The 24,803-nt window shown below is 32.0% G+C and carries 31 protein-coding genes; 13 read left to right on the top strand and 18 right to left on the bottom strand.

The window, feature by feature from the left end; translation table 11 throughout:
* Nucleotides 1–55 precede the first annotated feature (55 nt).
* The 3 genes from smc to PMN2A_RS10245 form a co-directional block, all read right to left on the bottom strand.
* Nucleotides 56–3,661 (bottom strand): chromosome segregation protein SMC, encoded by a 3,606-nt coding sequence (gene smc, locus PMN2A_RS00485; RefSeq protein WP_041710897.1) that lies wholly within the window; start codon nt 3,659–3,661, stop codon nt 56–58.
* Nucleotides 3,662–3,737: 76 nt separating this feature from the next.
* On the bottom strand, nt 3,738–4,127 hold the full coding sequence (locus PMN2A_RS00480; protein WP_011294051.1) for a hypothetical protein: 390 nt from the start codon (nt 4,125–4,127) through the stop codon (nt 3,738–3,740).
* A gap of 93 nt (nt 4,128–4,220) precedes the next feature.
* Nucleotides 4,221–4,358: a hypothetical protein gene (locus tag PMN2A_RS10245; RefSeq protein WP_011294050.1), complete on the bottom strand. Its 138-nt coding sequence runs from the start codon at nt 4,356–4,358 to the stop codon at nt 4,221–4,223.
* A gap of 218 nt (nt 4,359–4,576) precedes the next feature.
* Here PMN2A_RS10245 and PMN2A_RS00475 point away from each other — a divergent pair, with 218 nt between their 5' ends.
* Both PMN2A_RS00475 and PMN2A_RS00470 read left to right on the top strand, forming a co-directional pair.
* Nucleotides 4,577–5,041: a DUF883 family protein gene (locus PMN2A_RS00475; protein WP_036904850.1), complete on the top strand. Its 465-nt coding sequence runs from the start codon at nt 4,577–4,579 to the stop codon at nt 5,039–5,041.
* A complete protein-coding gene (locus PMN2A_RS00470; protein WP_011294048.1) occupies nt 5,041–5,427 on the top strand; it encodes a phage holin family protein in 387 nt (128 codons plus the stop codon). The genes PMN2A_RS00475 and PMN2A_RS00470 overlap by 1 nt, the downstream gene beginning before the upstream one ends.
* A 1-nt stretch (nt 5,428) precedes the next feature.
* On the opposite strand, the gene PMN2A_RS00465 is transcribed toward PMN2A_RS00470, so the two are convergent.
* Nucleotides 5,429–6,553, bottom strand: a complete 1,125-nt coding sequence (locus PMN2A_RS00465; RefSeq protein WP_011294047.1) for a THUMP domain-containing class I SAM-dependent RNA methyltransferase — start codon at nt 6,551–6,553, stop codon at nt 5,429–5,431.
* A 641-nt stretch (nt 6,554–7,194) separates the two neighbouring features.
* On the opposite strand from PMN2A_RS00465, the gene PMN2A_RS10385 reads away from it, so the two are divergent.
* Nucleotides 7,195–7,371 carry a hypothetical protein gene (locus PMN2A_RS10385; RefSeq protein ID WP_011295217.1) on the top strand — a complete coding sequence of 59 codons (177 nt, stop codon included), beginning with the start codon at nt 7,195–7,197 and terminating at the stop codon, nt 7,369–7,371.
* Nucleotides 7,372–7,448: 77 nt separating this feature from the next.
* On the opposite strand, the gene PMN2A_RS00455 is transcribed toward PMN2A_RS10385, so the two are convergent.
* The 3 genes from PMN2A_RS00455 to PMN2A_RS00450 all read right to left on the bottom strand — a co-directional run bounded on the left by PMN2A_RS00455 (nt 7,449) and on the right by PMN2A_RS00450 (nt 9,365).
* Nucleotides 7,449–7,766 carry a DUF3303 domain-containing protein gene (locus tag PMN2A_RS00455; protein WP_011294046.1) on the bottom strand — a complete coding sequence of 106 codons (318 nt, stop codon included), beginning with the start codon at nt 7,764–7,766 and terminating at the stop codon, nt 7,449–7,451.
* A gap of 165 nt (nt 7,767–7,931) precedes the next feature.
* A complete protein-coding gene (locus tag PMN2A_RS10240) occupies nt 7,932–8,102 on the bottom strand; it encodes a hypothetical protein (RefSeq protein WP_187146453.1) in 171 nt (56 codons plus the stop codon).
* Between the two features lie 198 nt (nt 8,103–8,300).
* Nucleotides 8,301–9,365 carry a glycosyltransferase family 4 protein gene (locus tag PMN2A_RS00450; RefSeq protein ID WP_011294045.1) on the bottom strand — a complete coding sequence of 355 codons (1,065 nt, stop codon included), beginning with the start codon at nt 9,363–9,365 and terminating at the stop codon, nt 8,301–8,303.
* A 47-nt stretch (nt 9,366–9,412) separates the two neighbouring features.
* Here PMN2A_RS00450 and PMN2A_RS00445 point away from each other — a divergent pair, with 47 nt between their 5' ends.
* Together PMN2A_RS00445 and PMN2A_RS00440 are read left to right on the top strand one after the other, a co-directional pair.
* Nucleotides 9,413–9,922: a hypothetical protein gene (locus PMN2A_RS00445; protein WP_011294044.1), complete on the top strand. Its 510-nt coding sequence runs from the start codon at nt 9,413–9,415 to the stop codon at nt 9,920–9,922.
* 190 nt (nt 9,923–10,112) lie between these two features.
* A complete protein-coding gene (locus PMN2A_RS00440; protein ID WP_011294043.1) occupies nt 10,113–11,948 on the top strand; it encodes an ABC transporter ATP-binding protein in 1,836 nt (611 codons plus the stop codon).
* A 28-nt stretch (nt 11,949–11,976) separates the two neighbouring features.
* Here PMN2A_RS00440 and PMN2A_RS10235 read toward each other — a convergent pair whose 3' ends face one another.
* Both PMN2A_RS10235 and PMN2A_RS00435 read right to left on the bottom strand, forming a co-directional pair.
* Nucleotides 11,977–12,213 carry a hypothetical protein gene (locus PMN2A_RS10235; RefSeq protein ID WP_144043244.1) on the bottom strand — a complete coding sequence of 79 codons (237 nt, stop codon included), beginning with the start codon at nt 12,211–12,213 and terminating at the stop codon, nt 11,977–11,979.
* On the bottom strand, nt 12,147–12,818 hold the full coding sequence (locus PMN2A_RS00435; protein ID WP_011294042.1) for an AAA family ATPase: 672 nt from the start codon (nt 12,816–12,818) through the stop codon (nt 12,147–12,149). Before PMN2A_RS00435 ends, PMN2A_RS10235 begins: the two co-directional genes overlap by 67 nt.
* 233 nt (nt 12,819–13,051) lie before the next feature.
* Here PMN2A_RS00435 and PMN2A_RS00430 point away from each other — a divergent pair, with 233 nt between their 5' ends.
* Nucleotides 13,052–13,336, top strand: coding sequence for a helix-hairpin-helix domain-containing protein (locus tag PMN2A_RS00430; RefSeq protein WP_225866310.1), 285 nt, complete (start codon nt 13,052–13,054; stop codon nt 13,334–13,336).
* Between the two features lie 76 nt (nt 13,337–13,412).
* On the opposite strand, the gene PMN2A_RS00425 is transcribed toward PMN2A_RS00430, so the two are convergent.
* The 3 genes from PMN2A_RS00425 to PMN2A_RS10380 form a co-directional block, all read right to left on the bottom strand.
* On the bottom strand, nt 13,413–14,078 hold the full coding sequence (locus tag PMN2A_RS00425) for an SDR family oxidoreductase (protein ID WP_011822909.1): 666 nt from the start codon (nt 14,076–14,078) through the stop codon (nt 13,413–13,415).
* 624 nt (nt 14,079–14,702) lie between these two features.
* A complete protein-coding gene (locus PMN2A_RS00420) occupies nt 14,703–15,206 on the bottom strand; it encodes a DUF4912 domain-containing protein (RefSeq protein ID WP_225866309.1) in 504 nt (167 codons plus the stop codon).
* A 188-nt stretch (nt 15,207–15,394) separates the two neighbouring features.
* A complete protein-coding gene (locus tag PMN2A_RS10380) occupies nt 15,395–15,553 on the bottom strand; it encodes a hypothetical protein (protein ID WP_187146452.1) in 159 nt (52 codons plus the stop codon).
* Nucleotides 15,554–16,085: 532 nt separating this feature from the next.
* Here PMN2A_RS10380 and PMN2A_RS10375 point away from each other — a divergent pair.
* Entirely contained in the window at nt 16,086–16,256 is a 171-nt protein-coding gene (locus tag PMN2A_RS10375; protein ID WP_011294037.1) for a hypothetical protein, read from the top strand.
* Between the two features lie 90 nt (nt 16,257–16,346).
* Here PMN2A_RS10375 and PMN2A_RS00410 read toward each other — a convergent pair whose 3' ends face one another.
* Together PMN2A_RS00410 and PMN2A_RS00405 are read right to left on the bottom strand one after the other, a co-directional pair.
* Entirely contained in the window at nt 16,347–16,454 is a 108-nt protein-coding gene (locus PMN2A_RS00410; protein ID WP_049752684.1) for a high light inducible protein, read from the bottom strand.
* A gap of 321 nt (nt 16,455–16,775) precedes the next feature.
* On the bottom strand, nt 16,776–18,563 hold the full coding sequence (locus tag PMN2A_RS00405) for a DUF4214 domain-containing protein (protein ID WP_011294035.1): 1,788 nt from the start codon (nt 18,561–18,563) through the stop codon (nt 16,776–16,778).
* 71 nt (nt 18,564–18,634) lie between these two features.
* On the opposite strand from PMN2A_RS00405, the gene PMN2A_RS00400 reads away from it, so the two are divergent.
* Entirely contained in the window at nt 18,635–18,994 is a 360-nt protein-coding gene (locus PMN2A_RS00400) for a DUF2237 family protein (protein WP_011294034.1), read from the top strand.
* 251 nt (nt 18,995–19,245) lie between these two features.
* Entirely contained in the window at nt 19,246–19,548 is a 303-nt protein-coding gene (locus PMN2A_RS00395) for a hypothetical protein (protein WP_011294033.1), read from the top strand.
* 62 nt (nt 19,549–19,610) lie between these two features.
* On the opposite strand, the gene PMN2A_RS00390 is transcribed toward PMN2A_RS00395, so the two are convergent.
* The 3 genes from PMN2A_RS00390 to PMN2A_RS00380 all read right to left on the bottom strand — a co-directional run bounded on the left by PMN2A_RS00390 (nt 19,611) and on the right by PMN2A_RS00380 (nt 21,539).
* Nucleotides 19,611–19,883: a hypothetical protein gene (locus tag PMN2A_RS00390; protein ID WP_011294032.1), complete on the bottom strand. Its 273-nt coding sequence runs from the start codon at nt 19,881–19,883 to the stop codon at nt 19,611–19,613.
* A 151-nt stretch (nt 19,884–20,034) separates the two neighbouring features.
* Entirely contained in the window at nt 20,035–21,144 is a 1,110-nt protein-coding gene (locus tag PMN2A_RS00385; RefSeq protein WP_011294031.1) for an NAD(P)/FAD-dependent oxidoreductase, read from the bottom strand.
* On the bottom strand, nt 21,144–21,539 hold the full coding sequence (locus PMN2A_RS00380; RefSeq protein WP_011294030.1) for a hypothetical protein: 396 nt from the start codon (nt 21,537–21,539) through the stop codon (nt 21,144–21,146). Before PMN2A_RS00380 ends, PMN2A_RS00385 begins: the two co-directional genes overlap by 1 nt.
* Nucleotides 21,540–21,853: 314 nt before the next feature.
* On the opposite strand from PMN2A_RS00380, the gene PMN2A_RS00375 reads away from it, so the two are divergent.
* Together PMN2A_RS00375 and PMN2A_RS00370 are read left to right on the top strand one after the other, a co-directional pair.
* The gene (locus tag PMN2A_RS00375) at nt 21,854–22,168 is read left to right on the top strand and encodes a DUF4214 domain-containing protein (RefSeq protein WP_011294029.1); all 315 of its coding nucleotides are present in this window, start codon (nt 21,854–21,856) and stop codon (nt 22,166–22,168) included.
* A gap of 151 nt (nt 22,169–22,319) precedes the next feature.
* A complete protein-coding gene (locus tag PMN2A_RS00370) occupies nt 22,320–22,532 on the top strand; it encodes a hypothetical protein (RefSeq protein WP_011295157.1) in 213 nt (70 codons plus the stop codon).
* Nucleotides 22,533–22,633: 101 nt separating this feature from the next.
* Here PMN2A_RS00370 and PMN2A_RS00365 read toward each other — a convergent pair whose 3' ends face one another.
* Nucleotides 22,634–22,942, bottom strand: a complete 309-nt coding sequence (locus PMN2A_RS00365; protein ID WP_041710893.1) for a hypothetical protein — start codon at nt 22,940–22,942, stop codon at nt 22,634–22,636.
* Nucleotides 22,943–23,215: 273 nt separating this feature from the next.
* Between PMN2A_RS00365 and PMN2A_RS00360 the strand changes: the two genes are divergently transcribed.
* Together PMN2A_RS00360 and PMN2A_RS00355 are read left to right on the top strand one after the other, a co-directional pair.
* Nucleotides 23,216–23,746 (top strand): hypothetical protein, encoded by a 531-nt coding sequence (locus PMN2A_RS00360; RefSeq protein WP_041710892.1) that lies wholly within the window; start codon nt 23,216–23,218, stop codon nt 23,744–23,746.
* 616 nt (nt 23,747–24,362) lie between these two features.
* A complete protein-coding gene (locus tag PMN2A_RS00355) occupies nt 24,363–24,698 on the top strand; it encodes a hypothetical protein (protein ID WP_011294026.1) in 336 nt (111 codons plus the stop codon).
* Nucleotides 24,699–24,803: the final 105 nt, after the last annotated feature.

The following is a 24,803-nucleotide window of genomic DNA, read 5'->3' as shown; positions in this document are numbered from 1 at the left end:
AAATATGCAGAAATGAGATTTGTAGAACCATATTGAATCATCTTAGTAAATTCAATCAAGCTGCGATTGGCAACCCAACAACTTGAGTATGATTTCCCCTTGCTTGTGTAACCCCAATAGTCCTCATTGATGCTCCAATCATAGGTCTTCTATGACTTACGACAAGAAATTGTGCCTGTTCAGCTTGTTGAGCAATTAAGGCCGCTAACCTTTCAACATTTACTCCATCCAAGAAACTATCTACTTCATCAAGGGCATAAAAAGGAGAGGGTCTAAAACGTTGCAAGGCAAAAAGAAAACTCAAAGCTGTTAAAGATTTTTCTCCACCTGACATAGCCGCAAGCCGTCTTACAGGCTTACCTTTTGGATGAGCAACCAAAGTCAAGCCACCCTCCAAAGGCTCCTCAGGATTTTCAAGCTGCAAATGTCCATCTCCTTCAGAAAGACTTGCAAAGATTTCACGAAAATGTACATCAACCGCCTTAAAAGCCTCCATAAAGGCCTCCTCTCTTAACGTTGCAACTGTCTCTATTCGAAGTAATAACTCCGATCTTTCATCAGTTAGAACCTGAAGTCTATTTTCAAGTTCATTCAGTCTCTCTTCTAATTTAGCCAACTCTTCCAATGCAAGCATATTGACAGGTTCCAATTCCTCCATTCTTTTCTGTAAATCTTCCAATTTAGAAAGTAAATCATCCAAACCATTATCTCTTATTTCATCTGAAATCAAAGGCCTAGGATTAGGAAGCTTCCTCTCTAATTCAGTACATCGAATAGTTTCCATTCGTATCTCTTCCTTCATGTTTTTTTGATCTTCCATTAAACGTTGGAGACTCCATTGCATTTCTTGTAAATTCAATCTTTTTTTAGCTACATCTGCTTCCACACAATCTCTTTCTCTTCGTTGTTCCCCAAAGCGAGTTTCTAAATCTTTTTGTTGATTGATCAAATCTTGCCGATTTGTATTAAGTAGTTTGCTTTGCTCACGCCAAGCGATATGAGAAGAAGCAAGCGTATCTATGGAATCCTTTAATCGTTTTTCTTCGCTTATTAAAGCAGTTTCTTGATCATTTAATCGATCAATTGCAAGCTTATTTTGAGATTGCTTATTTGAAATCTCATCTCTTTTATTCCTAAAAGAAAGAAGATTTTTATCAGCCTCTTCTAAATCATTTTGCAATTTAGACCAAACAGATGAGTCACTTGATTTATCTATTGTTTTCTCTTCCTTCTCAATTTCTAATAAAATGACCTCTAAAGGTTTAATAATCAAATTAATAGATTCTAATTGACATAGTTTTTCTTTTTTAGATTTTTGAAGATCGCTAATTCTTTTTGAGCGATGGCTTTGGCGTTCTAATAACGGTGAATTTGATCTTTTAGAAGTTACTCTTTCAGCATCAAGTGCAGCTTTCTCTTGTTCTAATTTACTTAGCTGAGATCTAAGATTGTCTAGCTTATTTATGAGTTGATTTTCGTTCTTTTGACAATTAGTGAGAGTCTCACCAATTTCTAATAATCGATTCTTCAAAAGATCACAATCATCATTATCTTTTACTCTTCCAAAACTTAAACCCAAGGCTCTGTTATTTAAACTTCCACCAGTCATCGCTCCACTCTTCTCAAGTAGTTCACCTTCTAAAGTAACAGCTCTTTTTATACCAATTTGATCACGTGCTGATGACAAGTCACTAAAAACAATTGTTTCACCAAATACATACAAAAAAACATTTTTATATATTGAATCATATTGAATCAAATCAATAGCTTTGCCAATTAATCCAGTACTTTTATTGAAATTAGTGTGAACAGATCTCTGGAATACATCAGACCTACTTTGAGAGTTTTTTAAAATCTTATTAAGAGGTAAAAAAGTCAATCTTCCAGCTCTTTTTCGTTTTAAAAGATCAATTGATTTTGCAGCAATTTGATCGCTATCTACAACAACCTGCCCAAGCCTGGCTCCAGCCGCTACTTCAAGAGCAATCCTATAACGATCTTCCACTTCACCTAAATTAGCTACAGGACCATGTATACCTTCTAAACCAGACTCTAGTAACAAAGTTATTGCATTAGTGCCTCGACTTTCGGATATCATTTCTTTCCTACTTTCTAAACGAGCAATATCATTTTGAAGCTTGACTTGTTCTTTCTCTAATCTATATTTAGTGCGTTCTTGTATATCCTTCTCAGATACTAATACTTGAAATTCTTCTTTCTTAACAGACAGTAAATCTAAAATACTATCCCATTTTTTATTCAAATTACTAATTTCTATATGTACTTTTTCATTGGAAGATTGATCAGCTTTTTGATCAGTCTCTAATTCTTTTAAAATAACATTTAATTGCAATAAACTTTCTTCAATATTTTGTTTCTCTAGTCTTTTAGGATCTAATTCCAATCGGATTTTATTAAGTTCATCTCTGGCTTTCTGATGTTTTTCTATCCATGCACCAGAACGACCTGCTACATCGGAAAGCTTCCTTCTAGAAGATTCAACCCAAGCCTCAGCCTCTTTACATCTTAAGTCAGCTTCTTCTAATTCTTCAGGATTAATCTCATTCAATTTACTTTGCAAGTCAGTTTGATAATCTTTCTTTTTCTGTAGAAGATTATTTCTAGATTCCTGTAATTTCTCACCTTCATTTTTATGATTAAGTCCTTGTCTTTCTAGCTCTCTATGTTGGGATTCAATCCCTGCTAATTTACCTTGAACCTCAAGCAATTGATCTTCACCGAGTTCTTTAACATTTTTTTGTAAGATATTTAATTTTTCTATGCATTTACTTAAATCGTTTTCATGATTAAGTAACTTTTCTGAATCTATTTTTTCTTTTTTAAGCAATTCTTGGTGATCTATATCTAGTTTTTCCAGTCCCTTTTTTGCCTTTTCATAAGATAAAACTAATTCTTGCTGTCTGCCAATTAATAATTGATTTTTTAGATCTTTATATAAACTTGCTTTCTCACAGTCTTTTTGCAAACGCTGTTTGGAAAGAATGAGTTCTTGTTCAACAATCCGACAACGTTCCTGCCTTTCATAAACATCATCCAACTTTGCACGAGTTTGATCAATACGTGTATCAAATAGTGCAACACCAGCAAGTTCGTCTATTAGACCTCTACGATCTTTATTACTCATAGAAACAATTCGAGTAACATCTCCCTGCATAACAACATTGCTCCCTTCAGGGTCGATTCTTAGTCGCCTTAATTGGGTTTGTAATTGCTGTAAATTACAAGTCTCACCATCTGCGCTGTAAGTGGAAGCATATGACCCACCTGGCATAACTTTTAATCTTCTTGATACTGTCCATTCTTTTTGATCATGCTTAATCCAAGGCCCTTCCTCAGTAGGTTCTATACCTTCTTCGGCTTCATCGGGCTTCCAATCAGTTAAATCAAATTTTACAGTTACTTTGGTTTCCGAAGATTTTCCAGCTTTTAATACGCCACTATTGACTAAGTCAGGCAATCTGTCTGCTCTCATGCCTCGACTATTTGCAAGCCCTAAACAAAATAAAACCCCATCAAGAATATTACTTTTACCTGAACCATTTGGACCTGTTACAACAGTAAAGCCGTCTTCAAGTGGAATCGACATCGATCCACCGAAGGACTTGAAATGAGACAAATCTACGTGGTTGATATGGACCAACAGAACCAATCCACAATAAGAATGAGGTTAGCGAAATATAAGAAAAACTCAAGCCCTTCTAATTCACAAGAAATAATTAATATCTTTTGCGAAAAATCCTACAGCCATATTCATCCATTACCAAATGACTTTCAACACCCTCCCACTCTAAAGATAAATTTAAAAAACCATTTTCAATAGGTGGTAGAGATTCTAAAAAGATTCCTTTTTTAATTCTAGTTGCAACTCCTCTATTGCCTGAAACAACCTTTTCTTCCATATCAAGCCAGTAAAAATTATGAGGTGCTATAAAAACGAAATCGACATAAGGTCCATCCAATAAAGGAATATCAGTCAAGCGCCAAGTTCTACAAAGCTCTTTATCTTCTAAAAGCAAATCAAAATGGATACCCTTAATGTCATCTGGTGATCCAATGTGTTTTAACAAAACCCACCTATAAACTTTTTTTTCACCAAGATTGCTCACTTTAACAATATTAAAAACCTGATCAAGAAATTTGCATAAAAAACTACTCAGGAGATAAATCTCCTCAATTAGAATTGCTCAACGATAAGTTTTTCAGCTTTTAGCCTCGGGTACAAACCTTAAAGCAATTAAAAGAAGGCTTCCAGCACCTGCTATTGCAGCTAAGACTAGGCCAAAATCAGTAGGAATTGTATTAGAAGCAAAAACCATTGATGAAATTCCGACGCCCATGGGTTTATAAGGAGATACCAATGACGTTTAGCACTATAAGTATTCGAATAGCAATATTTGTAAGCAAAGACGACGAAATATCCTTGTGAAATTTTGGACTTCAAACATTTAAAACACCAAAAAAAGAATTCTTAATTAGGCGACTTTCAAAATTGAATTCAATTAAGGGGTTTCGATTAGAGCAATATCTCTCTATTCTTTAATAAACCTTTAGGTTTATGGAATCAGTGAATTCCTCTCCCACTTCACCATCAAATACAGTAGAAGCTGAAGAAGCTATTGCTGAAAAGTCTCCAGAGCAGTGGTTTAATGATCACTTTGATAATTTATTACCAAAAATTCAAGAGCGTTGGCCAGATTTAGCTAAACAAACATTAGAAGCGACTAAAGGAAGTCTCGAAGATTTAATCAATGTCATCTCTTTGCATTCAGGAAAAAACAGTTTTGGCGTGCAAGAGCAACTAGAAGAAATTTTTCATTCAGCAACTGACACGACTAGAGGGCTTGCAGAGTCTTTGGAGCCTCTCGAAAAACAGCTTGAAGACATTCTCGATGAATTAAACAGTACGCTAAGACCACGAATTGAGAAGCCAGTAAGAAAGAGGCCCCTCTTAGCCATAGGCATTGCTGCTGGAATTGGAGTTTTATTTGGCATACTGCTTGGTGGAGGCAGAAGAAATTAATGGCGAACTCAGAACGGAAAAAAGGAATTGGAGCTGCAGCAAGAGTTACTGCTTTGGCAAGTTCAGTAATGGATCTTCATGTCCGCATTGCGCTGCAAGAAATGGACAGAGAAAAACGCCGCCTGATAAGTGGTGTGATTTTCTTAGCTACTGGAGGGGTATTGATGTTATTTGCACTAGTTGGATCTGAATTAATTCTCGGATATTGGCTTAGAGACTTGCTTGAGATAGATAACAAATCAACAATTTTAATTTTAGTATTTTTAAATCTTGTACTAGCTGGAATGAGTCTAAGAATTGGAGGATATCTGGCAAAAGGTCCTTACCTTCCAGAAACATTGGAGGGAATCGCAAAAACTACAAAAGCTGTTTTAGGAAAAAATTAAATTATTTAATTTTATAATTCAACCATCGGCAATCAATTGAACCATTATTTACTTGAAAACGTCGACTTGCTTTCATCCCTAAATATTTGCTTAGCTTTGGATTCCCATTAAGTAACCAAAGATCCCATCCAGAAGCTTGTGTCTTACAGTATCCGCCTAATTGTTTATATAGATTAGGTAATTCATTTTCATCTCCTATTCTTTTTCCATAAGGAGGGTTACAAATTAAAAATCCTAAACCAGGAGGTAGTTGAAATTCTTGAAATGGACAGTTAATTATTTCTATATAATCTTTTAAGCCCGCTTTTCTAACGTTCTCACTAGCAGAGTGAGCAATCATTTCATCAACTTCACATCCAATTATTTTAGATAACTTCTTATTTAAAGGTTTTATCTTCTTTGCCATTTTTAATTCTTTATCCCAAAAAGAGATATCAAAATCTGGCCAATTTTTAAACAGAAATTGTCTATCTATACCAGATGCAATTCCAAGCAACATGCTCACAGCTTCAATCAAAAAGGTTCCGGAACCGCATAATGGATCTACCAAATTTTTCGTTCCATCCCACTCAGTCATTCTCATTAAACCTGCGGCCAAAGTTTCCTTAATCGGAGCCATACCAACTGCTGGTCTGTACCCTCTTTTATGAAGACTCGAGTTACTACCAGCAACGCTCAAAACAGCTTGGTAATTTGACAAATGCAAATGAAAACAAATATCTGGATTGTTCAAATCAATGCTTGAACGAGAACCCCATCGTTCTCTTTGTAAATCAATAATTGCGTTTTTCACCTGCAAAGCAGTGAAATGAGTATGTGATAACCTTTCTCCAAATCCAGTTACATCTACTCGAAAACTTTGTCTAGGCTGCAGCCAATTTTCCCAATCAATTAACCTTTGAACACCGTCATAAAGTTCATTAGGACCATGACAAGTGAATGTGACAATCTCTCTTAAAAATCGAAAGGACAAGCGAGCTCTTAAATGTATTCTGTATAAACAAGCCATATCAGCTTCAAATGATATATGCCTCCTTGAAGCTTTAACTGATTTAGCTCCAAGTTCTATCAACTCTTTTGCACCCTCTTTTTCAAGACCTTGTGAAATAGATGCAACAATTTTCATTACTTTTAAGTTATTAAAAAAGCATAAAGCAGTTCTTCAAACACTAATCGATTAATTCCCAAAGATCTGTCAGAATATGTATGTCTATTTTCTAATGGACTAGGTGATTCACACCAGTATCTCGGACAGCGGTTCGATTCCGCTCAGCTCCATAAATGGGGCTGCAATGGTTTCGACGGGGTATCAGGAGAGTGACTGAAGCCTGCTCGGTCAGAGCAAAACCATAACTGCTAACAACATCGTTAGTTTCTCCCGTCAAACAGCCCCTGTTGCTGCTTGATCTTTTAGGAGATGGGGTCAGGTCATCCTTATTACCCAATTGATCCATGGAGCCTGGAAGGGCTCCTTTTTAATTGCTCTTGCATAAGCTCAACAATCAATTTTTTCAACACTTCGATTCACAACAATAAAACAAGAAAAAATGAAATGGACAAAGAATACAAGCTATCTATTCATAAATCAAGAAATTCAAATTAACTTTTAGAGTTTATGAAAAAGCGGAGAGGACATAGCTTTTATAAGCTATTAAATCAATTCATATTTACAAGTTTATCTTGTACTTCTCTAATACAATAATTTTTAATAAGTAATTAAATTTATAATGCACAGACTGATAATATTTTTTATAAATAATTAATTCCATGCATCTATCTATTTTTGCTTTAGCTTCGTCAGAATGGGGCATTTCTCGATTCACAACCGACTCTTTTGCTTTGATCGGATTAGGTGTATTAATTAGCCTTCCTATTCAGTTACTAAAGGATAAAGTCGGCTTCAAAAATATTTGGACAAGTGGAAACGCTCTCTCAAAGAGATAAATAAAGTATTTAAAACTTTATCGTCTATGTGTAAATTAAAACTATATATTAAACCGCAATTAGAGTTTTGCATAAATTTAAGACATTTTTGCAAATAAGTCCTTGTGATAGTCAACAACATTTTGACAGCTTATAACGGGAGTAATTTCCATATCCAAACCAAACTGCGCTCTCCATGGGGCGAAATGTTGAAAAAGTTCTTTATCACCATTTGCATTACAGAGAATCACAACACGTCCCTCTCCAGGAGCATGAACACGGAAAAGCATTTCAAATCCATCAAATTTGTCTTGTTTAGACATCTCTCCATTTTCCCAAAATTCTACAAACTGCTTATAAGCAGCAATTTGATTATCAGTATCAGTGAACTGGCAATCAACCAAATAGAGTTGCATTAGTCGTACAATAAAATTAAATTTTAGCTGGAAACACAAAATAAATTGTTGATATATCGATCATTCAACAAATGATGTTATAAATAGAAGACAAAAAAAGCTTTAAGAAATAACTTTCAAATCAAAGAATAATGATGCTGAATCATCTCAAGATTTATCAACTTATCAAGGAGAGTTGAAAAATCCATTTGAGCTTAAAAATAAACACATAAGAATCAAAGGTCCTACACCAAATACAAAGAGGACAATTTTTGCAGTTCTAGGTGTTGTCTTTTTCTCCTCATTTGCTTGAATTGTTTTAGAAGTTAACTTTTTTTTAGATTTTTGTCTAGGCATATTGAAAATAGAATTAGACAAATATGATAGCAATAATAAATTAAGAGTGAAACTATATTAGAAAAAATAATTCCAATGAATCACGAAAAAGATTTTTGGAATCTAAATAATACGCAAATGAAAGAATCTAATGTATTTAGTTGATTAATAATTTTATAACGTCAATTAGATTATAAATTTATAGCTTGGTAATAGAATTTAATCGATTTCTTGAATAATTTTTTCTATTGTTCTAGCAGTATCCAACCAATTAAAAGACTCAGCTCTAGATGGGCCTTCTTGAAGAGCATTTTCAAAGCATTTTTTATCGTTTATGACAGCATTCATTGCACAAGCTATTGATTGAATATTGAATGGATTAATAAAATAACCATAATTGCCCATAACTTCGCGAAGCGCTCCTCTATCAGAAGCGATGACGGGGGTTCCACAGGCCATTGCCTCAAGCGCTGGAAGGCCAAATCCTTCCCAAAGACTCGCAATAATAAGTGCGTGACATTCGTTTAATAATGATAATTTTTCATCATCATCAATCCAACCTTTCCATACACACAAATGTCTAATATTATGTTTGTCAATTAGTTTTAGAAGACTTGGTGTATGCCTTTTATCAAAAGGACCTACAAAAATAAGCTTATAATCATTTATTTTGGAATATGCAAACGCTTTGATAACCCTTCGTAAATTTTTATGTGGATTATGTCTACCAATAATAAGAAAAAATTTTTTTCGAATTTTTTTTATTGGATAATACTTTTTATTATTAAATCCTAACTTTATTGGAAATAATTTATGCATAGGAACCTTGTAAAACCTATGCAAATCATTAGCAGTAGAAACAGAATTACATAAAATTAATTTTGATTGTTTTAAAATTAAAGGAATATATATTAAATAATATAAGGTTAAAAATGATACCGAAGGATACCTGATTGGTATTAAATCATGCGCCAAGACAATCGATTTAATATTAGAAAATAATGGCGCTTCCAATAATGGTGATAGAAAATATTCAGCATTTAAATTATTCATTAATTTTGGCACAGAATTTTGTAGCCAATACAATCGTCTGAAATGGCTTTTCAAGCCTGTACCTGGAGATAAGTTATTAGGAATATAAATATCACCTTTTATATCTAGATCTTTTGGGATAAGTGTAGTTATTTTGTTGGCTGATAAAGAATATAGTAAATCCTTAGAAACAACTCCAACACCTGTATTTTTTTTTGTTATGTAGCTCCCATTAAAAACTATAGAAGTCATGGTTATAATATTCGCATAGAAATCTATCTTAGATAATAGTCAGTCAAATGTTGAGAGCCAACTTTTTTAAATTTTTTAAATATAAAAAAAATAGTAATCATGAAATTGTGCAATATAATTCAAATAAAAATTTTTCCATACAAGATCAAATCAAAACAAACATTATAGAGATAGATCAAAAAATATTAGAAATTAGCAAAAGTCTAGTTCAAGCACAGATTGTAAAATTACGTTCTACATTCTCAAAGTCGAATAATTTTTTAGAACAAATTGGGAAGAATGTATACAAAACAAAAGTAGAGGACTCAATTAATTGGCACCAAAAACAACTTAAAGAGTTATATTTTAGGCGTAGAGAGTTAGAAATCAAACTAGAAAAACTTAAGGGCATCTTTTGGCTCAATCGAATCAAAAGACTTCTGAGAATTATATTAATAGGATTTTTTATCTTTTTAACTCTATTTATCTTTTTGTCTGGTTTTATGATTATTATTTATTTAATGCCATTAATTATATTAATCTTATTAGGATATTTTCTATCAACAAAAAGATATTAATCCACATTTCAATATCAATCAAGCTTAAATAATATTCAAATTAAAATAAATTTAATAATCTCTGAAGAATACTGTTTCATAATTTTCTTTATGACTTTTATAGCATTGGCGTAAACAACTCATAACCAAACACCCAAGAAACTGGCTGAGTAAGCATAAATAATTTCTCAAAAGTAAGTAATTTTATAACATGATCGGCACTAGCAAAACATATCATCTATTAATGCGCCTGTTGAAGGCACTCCCAGTTAGAAGAAGAAGTTCTCTGTTGAAATTAATACCTTTAGCAGCCTTCACTGGTTTAGTCGATGTGATTGTAGTTGGAATTGTTTCTAGATTATTTACTGTTTTTATAGGTCAACCAAATCAACCTCCCTTGCCATTTCAACATTTCATACCTGAAGACCCAAAAACAAAAGTTATCAGTCTAGTCGTCATATACATAGCCATGAATTGGCTAGCATCATTTTCGAAATTATTTCTTAAAGCAGCACAAGAAAGACTTCGAGTAGCAGTTTGGAAGGACTTATCAGAACTAGCTCAGAAAAAATTATTATCTCAATCATATGAATTCTTCTTAAACAAAAAAAAATCTGATTTATCATCAAAAGTTTTAATCAACATTTCTAGAGTCTCAGAATTCCTCGTCAAACCAATCCTTCAGATTTCTAGTGGGTTATGTGTGATTACTTTTATATGTATTGCTGTTCTTTTTATAGCTAAATCGATAGCTCTTTATTTAATAATAAGTCTCTTAATATTTTATATATTTATTTCATCATTTGTAACCCCTTTTATAAGATATTCTTCTCGTAAAAGAATCAAATTAGAAAAAGAAACAAATAATATACTCACAGAATCAATGCGCACCATTATAGATGTTCACCTTACTAGCTCAGAACCATACTTTGAAAAACGATATAAATTAGCAAGCAAAAGCTCTTTCCCTTTCATGTGGAAAGCTGAGGTTTTACCTGAATTACCTAGGTCATTAATAGAGCCATTTGGTATCACTTTGATTTTTGCTATTGGTCTTTTCCCGTACATCACTGGGGAAAACGATTCAATACTTATTGAGATAGTTCCATTCTTAGCAACAATTGCAGTAGCTGCATTAAAACTAACTCCGCCATTACAAGATTCATTTAGAGCATTAACTTCAATGCGAGCATCAATACCTGATTTAGAGGAGATACTAAAGTTGATAGAACTTCCTTCTACTAGGCTAACTAAAAGATCTGTAGGCGTTCCGACAAAAGAAGGAATTGAGCCTAGAAACAACATAAAACTTGAGAAATTGAGTTATAAGTATCCCAACAGCAACGAATACACCTTAAAGGGTATCAACCTTACTATTCCTATCGGATCAAGAATAGCTTTTGTAGGAGAAACTGGAAGTGGTAAAACCACTACCGCGAATCAATTACTATGTCTTCTTAGACCAACAGACGGACATTTACTATTGGATGGAGTTGCAGTTACTGATACCGAAGTGCCTGCTTGGCAAGATTGTTGCTCTTACGTTCCCCAATCAATCACCTTATTAAATAGCAATATTATTCAAAATATTGCATATGGTTTAGATGAAAACATAATTGATCATGGAAGAGTCTGGGATGCGCTTAGAGCAGCTCAATTAGCGGATTTGGTATCAGAAATGCCAATGGGTTTACATTCCTCAGTGGGTGATAATGGCATCAGATTATCTGGTGGACAAAGACAGCGACTTGCCATAGCAAGAGCTTTTTATAGGCAATCAAAATTATTAGTTTTAGATGAAGCAACTAGTGCCTTAGATAACCGAACAGAAGCTGAGGTAATGAATGCAATAGAAATAATAGGTAGACGTTGCACAATAGTCACGATTGCTCACAGATTATCAACAATCGAAAGATCAGATTGTATATATGAATTTAAAGATGGAAAAATAGTTTCCTTTGGAAATTACCAACAATTACTAAAGCAATCTAAAACTTTTTTTAATATGGTAGAAATAGCAAAAAGAACATACGGATCTAATCTATAAATCAAAAAAGTTTAAATAAAATCAAACTTTAAAAAAGCATTTTAAAATCTATCAATTCTTTCGCTGATAGATAAATAATGATCGCTGTTCCAATAATTGATCCAAACAAGCCTCCGATCAAACCAAAAAATAATGTACTTAGATTTTTCCCATCGGTAGTAGGCGTTGGAGTAGATATAGAAAGTTTTTCAACTACTTTTAAGCGCTCAGTGGCAGGTCTTCGACTCGTTTGTTGATGTCTGACAAGTGCTTCGAAATCTGGCATTGAATTTGTTGAGCAATGGAACAATAGGCCGACCAACCTGACATTCGCCTGGGATCGGATCGACCTTTATCGTCTACTGCATCAATTACAGCTGATCCTTGGTTTTCTGCTTTATCAAAAGCAGATAGTAAAGGGATATCACCTTCTAATACAGTTAAGTCAAATTTTTCTAAAGCTTCTCTTGCTTCATTTGCAATTCGCCTTTGGCGGAAGTCAACCTTAACTAATAAAACTGCATGAGGAATATTTAACTGTTTTAATAAAGAGGCTAATTCGACAGTTAATTCGACCGATCTTGCTTTTGGCGCTGTAGGCAAAAGGACAAGGTCAGATCCAGCTGCCAGATGTTTCAATTCTTCTTCGTCAGTACTTGCTTGTCCATCAGTAATAACAATTTCTGAGAATCTTGTTGCTTTAGCGGCTGCCTCTACAGGGACAATATTAAATTTAAGATTACCTCTTAAACCATAGGCAAGAGCAGATCGGTTTCTATCAGCATCAACTAAACACACATTTTTCCCTTCAGAAGACCATACACTTGCAAGATGAATTGAGGTACAAGTTTTAGCTACTCCACCTTTCTGGCCACATACAGTTATGAACAAAGGAAGGGATTAACATCTAAAAATAACATGCAAGATCTAATTAAAAAGTCAAGTAGCAATTAACTGGGTAACCAAGCAATACTAATAATAATAAGACAAAGCTATAAGAAAAATCTATGTATGTTAGCTAATTTTGTATTTTTAAATACAATTTTATATCATAATTGGTAATTCAATCATCAAAGGAAAATATTTATACTTGCAAGAAGTTTTTTCTAATGCATATTAATAATATGATTTCAAAAAAAATGTTGATTAACAAAATCTTATTAAATACAAAAAGAAATCTTTTCAATGTTTTAAGTATTTTTAATAAACAAAAAGGAGAATTGTCAGATAGGTGTGAAAACCTCACATCTATACCTGGCATTGGAGCAAAAAACTGTAATAATTTTTATGAAGCAGGATATATGACACCTGAATCAATTATTTCTGCTTCTGATGAAGAACTTTTAACCATACCAGGAGTTGGTATTAGCTTTGTTAAAAAGTTAAGAAAAACACTAGGAAGGATATAACTTAAAGCGATAAATAAATTTGTAATCTATTCAGTGTTTCAATTTAAAATTCCATCAAAATTATAGAAAGAATCTTTTACCATGGCAAGATCTCACCATTTGAATGCCAGAAGTTACCTGTATTTTCAAGTGTAAGTTCATCAATTCTTTGAATCAGTCCTTTAACTGATTCTTTAGGTTGAATGCCATTGGAGGTAAATCCTGTCATTCGAGTACTGACTAAACCTGGATGTAAAATTCCAACCGAAATACCTCTAGGCATTAAATCAACTGATAAAGATTTGCCAGCCATACATAAAGCAACTTTTGACATCCTATATCCATAGGAACCGCCAGAATTATTATCCTCTATTGAACCCATACGACTACTTATTAAAGCTATTTTTGCAGATTTACTGAGTTTACTAAGCAAAGTATGTACACAACACAAAGGACTTAATGCATTTACCTCAAATTGATGAACGATACTTTGCGGATCTAAGTTAGAAAGAGAGTTAAATTCAGCAATTCCAGCATTTTGAATCAAAACATCTACGCTATTATCTTTTAAATTATCTCTGAGCTTAACAACAGAGTCCCCTGAAGTGATATCAATATTTGTCTCAACTCTTACTGACAAAGAATTTAATTCTGGCGAAGCCGATCTACAAGTGGCTATAACGTCGTCTCCTCTATCCTTCAATTGACGAACAAGTTCTAAACCTATACCTCTGTTGGATCCAGTAATTAAATAAGTAGTCAAAACAAACATCTAGCTTCCACAAGCCTAAAACAAATAAATCAAACTAAGAAAAATAATTCGAATTGATACATAATAAGAATCTGAACCTAAAAATAATTATTAAATAGAGTAAGTATCAACAATCTTCTGTATCCTCATAGATAGATCTGAAAAAGGTCCTGAGAGAATATTTGGATCCGAAAAAAAGTAACTCTTGCTTTACTCATTAAATCTCCATATAGTTGCATACAACAAAAAGACTTAATCACAAGTAATTGCCAAAACTAACTACAGTCAATATATTGATGTTAGGTCTCAATAATGTAGAAGTTCATTAGAAGCATTAATATTAATTTGTCTCGTAACAAATATTTTACTAGCCTTTCATTTTTTAAAGAATTTGACCAATATATTTAGGTTTTGTATATGATATTCAAAAGTTACAAAGAAATTAATAATTTGATGAATATCAATATTACTGAAATATTGCTTTTTCTAAGTTTTAGAATAACTAATTCCTGATTTATATTTACCATATATAAATACTTTATATTTTAAATCTATGAAGCTAAAAAAATAAATTATTATAAAAGTTTTAAAGCAAATTTAACTTGATATAATTTAATAATTTTGTTTTTATCATTACTAAGAAATATTCTCAGAGCCACCTATTAAAGAGTTTAATGAAAGTTGATAGGCCTCTTCATGCAAACTAACTTCATTTCGTCTTATTGTTATTTTAGAATCAAACCAACTATCATTATCAAAATTTTGAAGTAATTTTTTTATCCTATAGCCCAAGTTTAACTTTTGATATGCAAGTTTTCTCCACTCACCATCTTTCTTACGATAACCAAACTCAACATAATATACACCTTTATTTATAGGGATAGGAAATGTAATAGAAGATTGAAATTTACTGATTTCAATCTCTTTCATAATACAAGTTGAATTGTTTTTATTTCTATTATTACTTATATCAAATAATCTAATAGCACAAAAACAGCTATTACTCAATTCAATCCGCAAATTATCAATCCTACTAATTTCCCAAATGCATTTTATATATCCATTCCCAAGATTATTAACTGTTAGAATGCTAAAGCTATTAGTTAATTTATGTATACTATTCCAAATATATTCTTTCAAGTTTAGATTACGGCTAATGTTCATTTTCTTGATCATTTAAAAATATTTCATAGTATAGTTAAGTCATATTGTTTTACTATGAATTTTATTATCAATTATTTATTGAGTAATTTGCAATACATAAAGGTTGAAATTGTGCGTCAATAGACAGAATAAATTTTAAGATTAATAGCATTCATGACTTAAGCTTAAGCTGCTTGAGTCCCATCTCTATCAGAAAGAATTGCATCGACGAAATCTACAGTAGCTCTTCTTGATGAAATATTACTTGTCTTCCAATGATTGATTAAAGTTTTCAACTCAATTATCCTTTGTTCTGCAACTTCAATTCTTTCTTCATTAGACATTGAAATAAGATAATGACTTATATGGTTTAAGCCTAACCTGTTTAAAATATATTTCAAGCCACTGCTCAAAATAATGTGTTTACACAATCAACATACCAATACAAATGTGGGGAAGAAGTATAAAGCAATAAAAAAGCCAGCTATTAGTAGCTGGCTTAATAGTTAATAGATAAATCTAACTATATAAATCTATTAATAATAAAACCTTTCAAGGCAGGAGTAACAGAATAAACAAGGTTTTTTATTACCATTGACTCTTGACCGATTGGTAGATGCGACAATGGATCACCTCCTTAGATAAACATATCTGAACAATAGCTAAAAAATAATCTAAATCAGTACATTAGGTTACAAATTTGGAAAAAATAAAGATTTGAAAATGACAGTGGTCTTTCAATAAGAAAAATTCCAATGATTTATGCGTTATTCATGAGTCATAACAACAAAAATAAATAAAAAAAGTAGAAACTGGTATTTGTCACACGCTGAATAAATTTTTTCGCTAAAAATATACTCCTTATCACTTATTACTATGAGTCATTTGATTCTAGGCGGATTATTATCTACACCAGCTCCTACAGCCCCTATTGTTGGCATTGCTTTTATTGTTTTATTTGCAATTGTAGGAGTCATGGTTGGACCTGACTATGATGGGATGAATGCCCCAGCTTTAGATAATTCAAAGAAAGCAGATCCAAATTGATTCTCATTCTTGATCTGGATCTTAACTTGAATACTAAATAGTTAATGGACCATTTATGTCTATTAACTATTTTTTTTAGAGTATGAAAATTTAGAAAATGCCAGGTATAAATTGACCGGTAGTAGCATAAGCTCCTATACCTGCAACTACTCCTAACATGGCCATTAAACCATTGAAACGCTCAGCACCGGAATTCATAACAATAAATAAAAACATACTAATCACGAAGATCAGCCTACCGAGAGCGGAATACCGAACGAATGAATCTATCCTTAAAATCTAAAAAGATTTACCAAGAAATTAATTCGAAAACCGCGAGGACATAACACTTGAAGAGATCATTAGTATGCTTTGCAAAATAAAAAGAGTAGAGAGAATTTCCAATGTGAACAATGAAACTAATACTAGTGTACTATACCTTTACCTCTTCGCAATCTTTTGGATGCTAGAGCAGAGAATGAGAAGATATATCTTTAATTCAAGCAACAAATGGAACTTCAAGTTTAATAAATCATAGATTTAATAGAATCCAGTCATTTCAGAAAATAGTCCTTTATTTTCCAATGATTCAGAAAACCCTAATAGCAATTCATACTTGGTTTCAACACCATTATTCAAATTACTTAACCAGTAATCATATCCACTCTGGTCATAATCTCTACCTAAAACATTGATATAAAGAGTATTTACATAGCTTTCGTTGGAGACGTCTTCTCCATAACGCTCCTTGAATTCTGCAGAGGCTAAAAATGATGAGGCCACTGCTCTTTCATCATCTTTGCCAGAACTAAAATTACTGATCCAATATCGTAATCCATCTGGATCAGGTAGACGTTTAAATGAGGCGTTGTATAGTCGGAACATTTTTCCAGAATCTGTATCTAAACCGGTCACTTGATCAAATGTTGCTTTGATATCATTCTTTAGATTCATCTTTTTATCATCAAATTTGAGAATAGATTCACCAGTCAATTCATCAATACCAGTAGAAGTCCCAACACCATAATTATCACTTCCCAAATCATAAAATTTGTAAGAATCACTTTTACCTGAATAAACTCTCTCTGCTTGAAATCCTAGGGCATCAATTGGTTTAATTTCTTTACTTGTGATTAAAGCATTTTTGTCAGCAAAAGTAAGTTTCTCAATGTTAGTCAATGTATCTATCCCATCATTTATCAATGAACGGTTATCGCTAATGGTCAAGATTTTATTAGCGATCGTGAAAGTATAATCAGAAAAATTACCAGTATAAATAGCTATATCAAAGTCATTGCCTCCATCAATTGTATCGTTTCCACCATTCCCTTGAAAAGTATCATTTCCCAAGCCTCCATTGAGAGCATCTTGTCCATCTATCCCATTAAGAACCTCTCCTTGGATATCTTTAACATTAACTATTACATATTGATTTGATTGATTTCCATTTGTATCATTAGCAGTAACGATTACATTAAATACATTCTTAATTTCACTAGGACGTTGGCTAATCGTAGAGATTGAATGAATAGCAAAATAATTCGTATTGTTTATCACATTGCCCTCAACATTATTTAAAGGCAGCTCAGGTATATTTAGACCAACCTCATTATAATTTACATTATACTTTGATTGACTATTTAATAAAAGAGGATTCTCAATACTATCTCCTAATAGATGACCAAATACACTAAATCCCTCATTTTGAGAATCAAGACTTTTATTATCGGACAAATTTATAAACCACTCAGATGTCGCACTATCTGGCTGCCCAGAAACTTTTGCCATTGCGATAGTACCCATCAAATTTGAATTGAAAGGTTCATTAATTATTTCACCTTTCGATTTGACTCTTAATGGATAGCCACCACTTTCATTAGATGCTAGAGTTGGCCAGGTATATCCACCACCCTGAATAACAAAATCAGGAACTAATCTATGAATTAAAGTATTTTTATATGAGCCATCAATTATATATTCAATGAAGTTATTAGTAGTAATAGGTGTAGTCTGATTAGTTTGATTTTGATCATTGTAAACCTCTACAAAAAATTTTGCACCGACATTTTGACTTGAAAAGTTAGTATGAAATTCTAAAGTTGTTCCATTTAAATTCTTGATTGTTTCATAATCAGGAACATCTTGAAAACTTAATTTTCCAGTATCTTGCTCAATAGAAAAAAGGCCTTTCTCTCCCCCACTTATAGACCAAGTAACGGGCTCGTTAGCAGTAAAAGTATAAATTTCCTTATTATTTTCATTGGTAGAAGCATAGGTTAATTTTTCTCCCTCGATACCAGAGGCACCTTGTATTAATGGAGCGGTCATATTTTTTAACCTTTAATATTTGATTAATAATTATATAAAGTCATACTATAGCCATAAGGAGAAAACAAGTCATGTCGCCAAAAAACGTCTTAGGTACTGAACTTAAATCTTGTAGTTGCAGTCCAATGACTGGATGGTATAGAGACGGATCATGTAGAACAGACATATCAGATCAAGGAATGCATACTGTTTGTGCTGTTATCACTGAACAATTTCTTTCTTACAGCAAAGCTCAAGGAAATGATCTATCTACACCTCAAATAGGATTTCCTGGCTTAAAAAAAGGCGATCACTGGTGTCTCTGTGCTCCCAGATGGAAAGAAGCATTTGAAGATGGCATGGCTCCTTTAATTGATCTTGAAGCAACAGATGAGAGTACTTTGAAACTTATTGATATGGATGTATTAAAGAAATTTTCACATAATCGATAAAGAATCGATAAGAAGTAACTTTTACGAAAGAATAATTGCAGCAAATTCATCTACCAAAAGTTATTGCACTAATTGCATAAGGGTAATATGAATAACATATAATAAGGTGAAAGTGGCCAGCTAAAGCTGAAGAGCATAATCACTAACTTTGGAAAAATATTTCTAAAAATTAAAATTAATTCTCAAGTTGAATCAACACAACTTGCACTTCATGTATTTCAAGCTAGAAAGAGCAGAATAGATAATTAACTATGCTAACTACAACCTCTCGTCTTCGAATACAAGAAATATTAACGAGACTGTCAATGGGAAAAAAAGTAACCCTTGAGGAAAGAATTTATATCAATAAATATGCAAGGAATAATCAAAATGTATCTAGTTGGCTTAGAAAAGCCTCACGCATTCAAAGACAAACGAAAATTACAAATCAAATAGATGAATTGCTTGAAGGACTTGATCTGAGTACAGATGAACCCCACGTAACATACAATCCCGATCATGATGATCTGGGAGAATGGTTTTCTGGAGCACCTTCATGGATTAGAAGAAGCTAAAATTTAAAGATATTAAAAAGTAGCTATTATCCATAAAATATAAATATTTTTTGGACGATCAATCAAGCTACTTCCTTATCATCTTTCTTTTCTACCTTTAATAGATCAATAACATTCGAACTGATTGGTTGAAAATCCTCATCTTTTGCAGACGCAATAGAATCTTTCATCAAGAGTTTTACAAGTGCAGTAATTGAAGAAGTTAGCAACTTTAAGCTCTCAAAAATATTTCCTAGCTCTTTAGTAATGTCATCTTGATGCTTGCCTTTACTCATTAATGTAGAGACAGTCCAACCAGCCAAGCCTAAAGCAAGTAGAAAAACAACCGTAATCATAGTAATAAGAAATACAAATCATATATATCTACTCCACATAAATAAAGCAAGCCGCAAAACATATATTCTTTGGAATTTTGATAAATCTAAAAAATGTTGGGTTTTCTCTAATATTTAGAGAATGAAATTATTTAAGAATATTATTTACAAATCAATTCCGGTTCAATAATTTGACCAATCTAAAAGAACTATTCATTGCCGCCTCAACACCTACACAACCATTCAGATCAAACCAATCTCCACAAAAACCAATCTTACTACTATCAGACCACTGAAATTCTTTGGACAATAAGTTATTAAGAGGTTGAGAAGCTCTCCAATCCATTTTATCAATAAGGCTTGCCTCGCAAAATAAGTCCAAGAAGATTTGATAATTTGCAAAAAGTGATATTAAAGATTTGGTGATATTATTAAGCTCGTATAGATGATTTATAAAAATGCAGTGTAAGGCTATAATAATGGATCCATCAGATTGTCTTTGAAAAATAATTCTTTCAAAATTTGAATACTCTTTAATTACATTTGAAAAGACTATTTGTAAATATTGATGATTAAATTTTCGAGATAAAGACAAATTAGAAACATGAAAGATATAAATTTTTCTATTTATATATGTTAATTTTTTTGTTTCCCTTATTAAAACATCGACCAATTTATCTTTGCCAGGAATAAAAGCATCCCTGAGTGGTAAAGAATTAATCTTCAGAATATTCAAGCATCTTGGATGTGCTATTAAAGAACTCGATAAAATCAGATTCTTAGATTTAATTAATCTTCCATGATTAACTTCAATCTCCCATAAATCTTGTATACGTTTAATTGATTTAGTTAGTGTTTGAAATAAAAAATTAATTTTTTTAGGGTTCATAGACTGATTAATTATTTCCTCACAAAAGTTAGCCATAAAAGGTGTACTTCTATAAATTACATCATTAGTAAATCCATGACTTAATACGCCAAATTCATTAATTAATAAAGTATCATTTGATATATCTAACAATTTTTTTGAATTTATTAATGGCGAAATTAATTCCAATATGTCTTCTGAAATATGTTTGCTAAAGTTAATAGATGGTAAACCATGATCAAATTCAAGAATATTATTTTTTCTTGATTTTCTCGTTGTAGCTCTCCCACCAATTCTCCTTCCATGTTCAACTAGTAATATAGAAATATCAGAAGATTTTTTATTTAGAGTTGATGCAAACGTACAAGCAGATATTCCTGCCCCTATGACTATATAGTCATAAATATTAGTCATTAATTTGGCAAATATAAATCACGATTACTTGCTATTTCTCCTTCTTCTTTAAAGAAGTCTCTTAAAATAATCTCCTCCTCCTCATTAACATATTGACCACAATCTGTTCGGATTATTGCTCTTGTAAACTCCCAAAGATCTTCTATAAATCTTTCGTCTTCAGGAAACGCTACAAATTTTAAATAAGTATTATTTAATGCAAACTCACTAGAAGATTCTGATGAAAATCCTTTTTCCTTTGCTTCGCAGAACTTGCTTGCAAATCTCTTTCCAACTGCATTTTGTGCTGCTGTTAAATCAAATTCCAATGCTTGTAAAATAGGTGTCTGCAAGAGAAATATTACTAAGAATCCTAAAATAATTACTATAAAATGTTCTTTTTGAATTTTTTTCATAAAAAAATTACAAATTACTTTTATAGAGTCAAAGATTAGCAATTAAAAAATTATTTACTAATCATTAATCGCTAATTAATAATGATTTCTTACAATTATATTATATATAAAACGTGAATGCAAATAATTTAAATCAACAAGCTATTCGTTTTGTGGGGTAATCATATAAATCGCCACCTTTTAAGGTTATTAATATAATTAATGCTTATTTTAGTGAATCGAATGGTGCAGTAACATGGAATAGTGATCGATATTTAGGGTCAGCATGTTCACATAAGACTTCTACTATTCTTGGTTTCAGCTTTACGGAAATAATGCATTATCTAACCAAGATATACAACGCATCATTTAAACGTCTACCTGATCCAGATAGATTACGATATTGGATCAGTAATTTTAGTTCTGGCAAAGATGATGAAAGAGCAGTGGCCTCATCATTTTTAGCCTCTGCAGAATTCAAGGAGCGTTATGGAGAAGACGTCTCCAACGAAAGCTATGTAAATACTCTTTATATCAATGTTTTAGGTAGAGGCCCTGATGAACCTAGTTTGATCTATTGGCTATGTCAACTCAACACTGGATCAGAAACACGATATGAAGTTCTTTTAGGTTTCTCTGAATCATCTTAGAATAAAGAGCTTTTTTCTAAAATAAATGGTTTAGTATGAATAAAGGAACACCTCTTTTGTTTCTATGAAAATCACCAAACCTTATTAATTTATACGCTTATTAGATCAAGTTGATTATTCTTCACTAAAATAAAAGAAAAACTCTAGACAAATGAATATCAATACAGTTTTTCTTTTGCTTTTAGTCATAGCTGCTTATCTGAATTTATATTTAACGTTTAATAAAAAAAGACAAAAGAAAAAAACAAAGCTACCGATATCATCTCAAGAGTGGAGAGAAAAAGTAGAGGATAAAAACTTTAAATCCTGGCTTTCTAAGCGAGAGCGATTAAAAGATAAAAGAAAAGAATATATTGATCACTAAGCTAAAGTTATTCTAAATATAAATTAAGTCTAAATAATGCTATAAGTATTTTATAAAGTATTTATAATAGATGGTATTTTTATAGCTATGAATTAATAAAATTAATTAGATGTACCAGTAAAACAAAATCCATTCTTTATACAGAAATTATAAGCAAATAGTTTCAATGAGTCGGGCATTTCCTGCCATTGCATTTCTTCAAGTTTATTTAATTGATCTGAACTTAAACTCTCTTCAACTTCATATGCCTCCATCATTTTAGCCCAACTTGAAGAGAAGTTATCAAGATAAAAAGCTTTCTGATGTTTATTAAAAAAATTAATTATATCCTCATTGGTAACTACATCTCTTGAAAGTTTCTTGTAGTGTTCAAATTCTGAAGACCAATCTGGGGTTAAGCTGTCAGTCACTAATACCACTTCATAATACTTTATTGTAATTTATGAAGTGCATAATAATAAGAGGAATGACCAAATGAACATAATGATCTAATTAATATTTTAGCTTAATGAGTCCAAGCAGAGGTTTACAGCGTCTATAAAGTGAATATTAATAAGAAAAATCAATTACAAATAAATCTCGCTTTTATTGCAATACAGGACATAAATAAGACTAGCTATCGACAAATTTGTTGAAATAATTGATTTCTAATAGGATATGAAAAACGAGTGTTTGATTACTCTATGCAACTAAAGAGTTTAGATGGATGTCGATTAGCAATAGGTAAATATCCATCATTTCGCTATAACGCTTATGGGGGCGGAGGCGAAGCGATATTACTTCCAAATAAAAAAAGTAATCTCCTTCATATCAGCTTTTCATCTAAAACATTTTCAATTCCTCCTCTTACTTCAAAAACAACCAAATTTTTATCTCTTCCATTACCTCCAGGTTTCAAGATCGAAATGTATATGGAACAGCTAGAAGGAACTATTGATAAGAATTCTGGAGAAACGGTATTGAAATTTGAATCCAAATTTCTTTTTAGCATTGGAACTATTCTTATGTTTCCTAAATTAATAGTTAAGACCTTGCTCACATCAGGAAAAGTAAAAGGTAAATTTCATGAAGGAGAAGGTCATGTTCTTCAAGGTAATGGAGCAATAAAGCTCGTAGGTATTTCCATCATCCCTAAAACTGGTAATAAGATCTTAGATATATTTCTTGGCCTACCTAATGAAGCCCTAGCAGAACTAAAATGTGAAATTAAATAATCAATTGAATATACTAATCATTTATCTTGCTCCTAATCCAACCATAAAATTAAAAAATCAGATCATAGTCTGATCTTTACAATTATCCTATAAACAATAACGCTAACTCAGATCTTTTCACAGAGATTACATTTCATGTAGACATTAAAAATCTTGCTAAATCATGCGAGCTTGACGCACAAAATTTAATTTATTTGATTAACGAACTTAACCCTAGGCAAAACAATATTTTCCTTATGAGAATATCTAGTGCTTTAGATGAGAAATTGCTTATTAAAACTAGCAAAGGCATTTTCCGCAACGAATAGATAAAAACAAAGAGTGCAGTTCATGAAGCGTGAAGTAAAACAAGCAAACGACTCAAATCTATGGCGATTCATTCAGAAACATTTACAAGCTTGATTGAATTTGTTAAAAATTATCTAGTTAAAATAGAATTTCTGTGTCATTATCCAAAACCGTATCTCCGATATCTCAACAGTACAAAGATTTTAAGCTATATAAGTTGAACAAAAAAGTATTTATAAGATAAAGCTAATTTCAAAACAGATATTATTACAGCAGATAAAACAATTACTACATCCTCTAATCCAATACACCTACAACTCAATTACGAATGACTCCTGATCTGCCAATTATTCCTAGTTCAAAAATAAAAAATAAAAAACTAGAAAAAACTAGAATTCATAAATGGACTCTTTTTTCTCTTTGTTTTATAACTACTCTAGTAGTCGTTAGTTTGATTAAAGCGTATCTTCCATTGCTTGTGTCTGCAATTGCGATGCTTTTTGTATGGAGTCAAATGACTAAACCAATAGCAGAGATAGAAACTAAATCTACAAATGATGATACTAACCAGCTAGATTTATTCCATAGGCAATATAAAATTGGCAGAAAATATTCCAAGATCAAGAGAGAGTTAAATGAAAAAGAAGATTCTAAAGTTGCATAATATAGTTTGCTTTAAAGAAAAAATTCAAACCAACTATTACATTTACTCTTAAGAATCAGAGCGAGAAGTGATCATGTTTTGGATCATCTATTACTTCCGTGAGCG

Source organism: Prochlorococcus marinus str. NATL2A (genome assembly GCF_000012465.1).
Classification (GTDB): Bacteria; Cyanobacteriota; Cyanobacteriia; order PCC-6307; family Cyanobiaceae; genus Prochlorococcus_B; species Prochlorococcus_B marinus_B.
Note: the sequence above shows the minus strand (reverse complement) of the source record. Positions and strands in the feature narration are given on the sequence as shown.

What these genes read in the sequence shown, in the direction of transcription:
- PMN2A_RS10245 (WP_011294050.1), bottom strand. Translation starts at nt 4,358, where the DNA reads ATGGGCGTCGGAATTTCATCAATGGTTTTTGCTTCTAATACAATTCCT.
- PMN2A_RS00475 (WP_036904850.1), top strand. Translation starts at nt 4,577, where the DNA reads ATGGAATCAGTGAATTCCTCTCCCACTTCACCATCAAATACAGTAGAA.
- PMN2A_RS00470 (WP_011294048.1), top strand. Translation starts at nt 5,041, where the DNA reads ATGGCGAACTCAGAACGGAAAAAAGGAATTGGAGCTGCAGCAAGAGTT.
- PMN2A_RS00465 (WP_011294047.1), bottom strand. Translation starts at nt 6,553, where the DNA reads ATGAAAATTGTTGCATCTATTTCACAAGGTCTTGAAAAAGAGGGTGCA.
- PMN2A_RS10385 (WP_011295217.1), top strand. Translation starts at nt 7,195, where the DNA reads ATGCATCTATCTATTTTTGCTTTAGCTTCGTCAGAATGGGGCATTTCT.
- PMN2A_RS00455 (WP_011294046.1), bottom strand. Translation starts at nt 7,766, where the DNA reads ATGCAACTCTATTTGGTTGATTGCCAGTTCACTGATACTGATAATCAA.
- PMN2A_RS10240 (WP_187146453.1), bottom strand. Translation starts at nt 8,102, where the DNA reads ATGCCTAGACAAAAATCTAAAAAAAAGTTAACTTCTAAAACAATTCAA.
- PMN2A_RS00450 (WP_011294045.1), bottom strand. Translation starts at nt 9,365, where the DNA reads ATGACTTCTATAGTTTTTAATGGGAGCTACATAACAAAAAAAAATACA.
- PMN2A_RS00445 (WP_011294044.1), top strand. Translation starts at nt 9,413, where the DNA reads ATGTTGAGAGCCAACTTTTTTAAATTTTTTAAATATAAAAAAAATAGT.
- PMN2A_RS00440 (WP_011294043.1), top strand. Translation starts at nt 10,113, where the DNA reads ATGATCGGCACTAGCAAAACATATCATCTATTAATGCGCCTGTTGAAG.
- PMN2A_RS10235 (WP_144043244.1), bottom strand. Translation starts at nt 12,213, where the DNA reads ATGCCAGATTTCGAAGCACTTGTCAGACATCAACAAACGAGTCGAAGA.
- PMN2A_RS00430 (WP_225866310.1), top strand. Translation starts at nt 13,052, where the DNA reads ATGATTTCAAAAAAAATGTTGATTAACAAAATCTTATTAAATACAAAA.
- PMN2A_RS10380 (WP_187146452.1), bottom strand. Translation starts at nt 15,553, where the DNA reads ATGTCTAATGAAGAAAGAATTGAAGTTGCAGAACAAAGGATAATTGAG.
- PMN2A_RS10375 (WP_011294037.1), top strand. Translation starts at nt 16,086, where the DNA reads ATGAGTCATTTGATTCTAGGCGGATTATTATCTACACCAGCTCCTACA.
- PMN2A_RS00410 (WP_049752684.1), bottom strand. Translation starts at nt 16,454, where the DNA reads ATGAATTCCGGTGCTGAGCGTTTCAATGGTTTAATGGCCATGTTAGGA.
- PMN2A_RS00405 (WP_011294035.1), bottom strand. Translation starts at nt 18,563, where the DNA reads ATGACCGCTCCATTAATACAAGGTGCCTCTGGTATCGAGGGAGAAAAA.
- PMN2A_RS00400 (WP_011294034.1), top strand. Translation starts at nt 18,635, where the DNA reads ATGTCGCCAAAAAACGTCTTAGGTACTGAACTTAAATCTTGTAGTTGC.
- PMN2A_RS00395 (WP_011294033.1), top strand. Translation starts at nt 19,246, where the DNA reads ATGCTAACTACAACCTCTCGTCTTCGAATACAAGAAATATTAACGAGA.
- PMN2A_RS00390 (WP_011294032.1), bottom strand. Translation starts at nt 19,883, where the DNA reads ATGATTACGGTTGTTTTTCTACTTGCTTTAGGCTTGGCTGGTTGGACT.
- PMN2A_RS00385 (WP_011294031.1), bottom strand. Translation starts at nt 21,144, where the DNA reads ATGACTAATATTTATGACTATATAGTCATAGGGGCAGGAATATCTGCT.
- PMN2A_RS00380 (WP_011294030.1), bottom strand. Translation starts at nt 21,539, where the DNA reads ATGAAAAAAATTCAAAAAGAACATTTTATAGTAATTATTTTAGGATTC.
- PMN2A_RS00375 (WP_011294029.1), top strand. Translation starts at nt 21,854, where the DNA reads ATGCATTATCTAACCAAGATATACAACGCATCATTTAAACGTCTACCT.
- PMN2A_RS00370 (WP_011295157.1), top strand. Translation starts at nt 22,320, where the DNA reads ATGAATATCAATACAGTTTTTCTTTTGCTTTTAGTCATAGCTGCTTAT.
- PMN2A_RS00360 (WP_041710892.1), top strand. Translation starts at nt 23,216, where the DNA reads ATGCAACTAAAGAGTTTAGATGGATGTCGATTAGCAATAGGTAAATAT.
- PMN2A_RS00355 (WP_011294026.1), top strand. Translation starts at nt 24,363, where the DNA reads ATGACTCCTGATCTGCCAATTATTCCTAGTTCAAAAATAAAAAATAAA.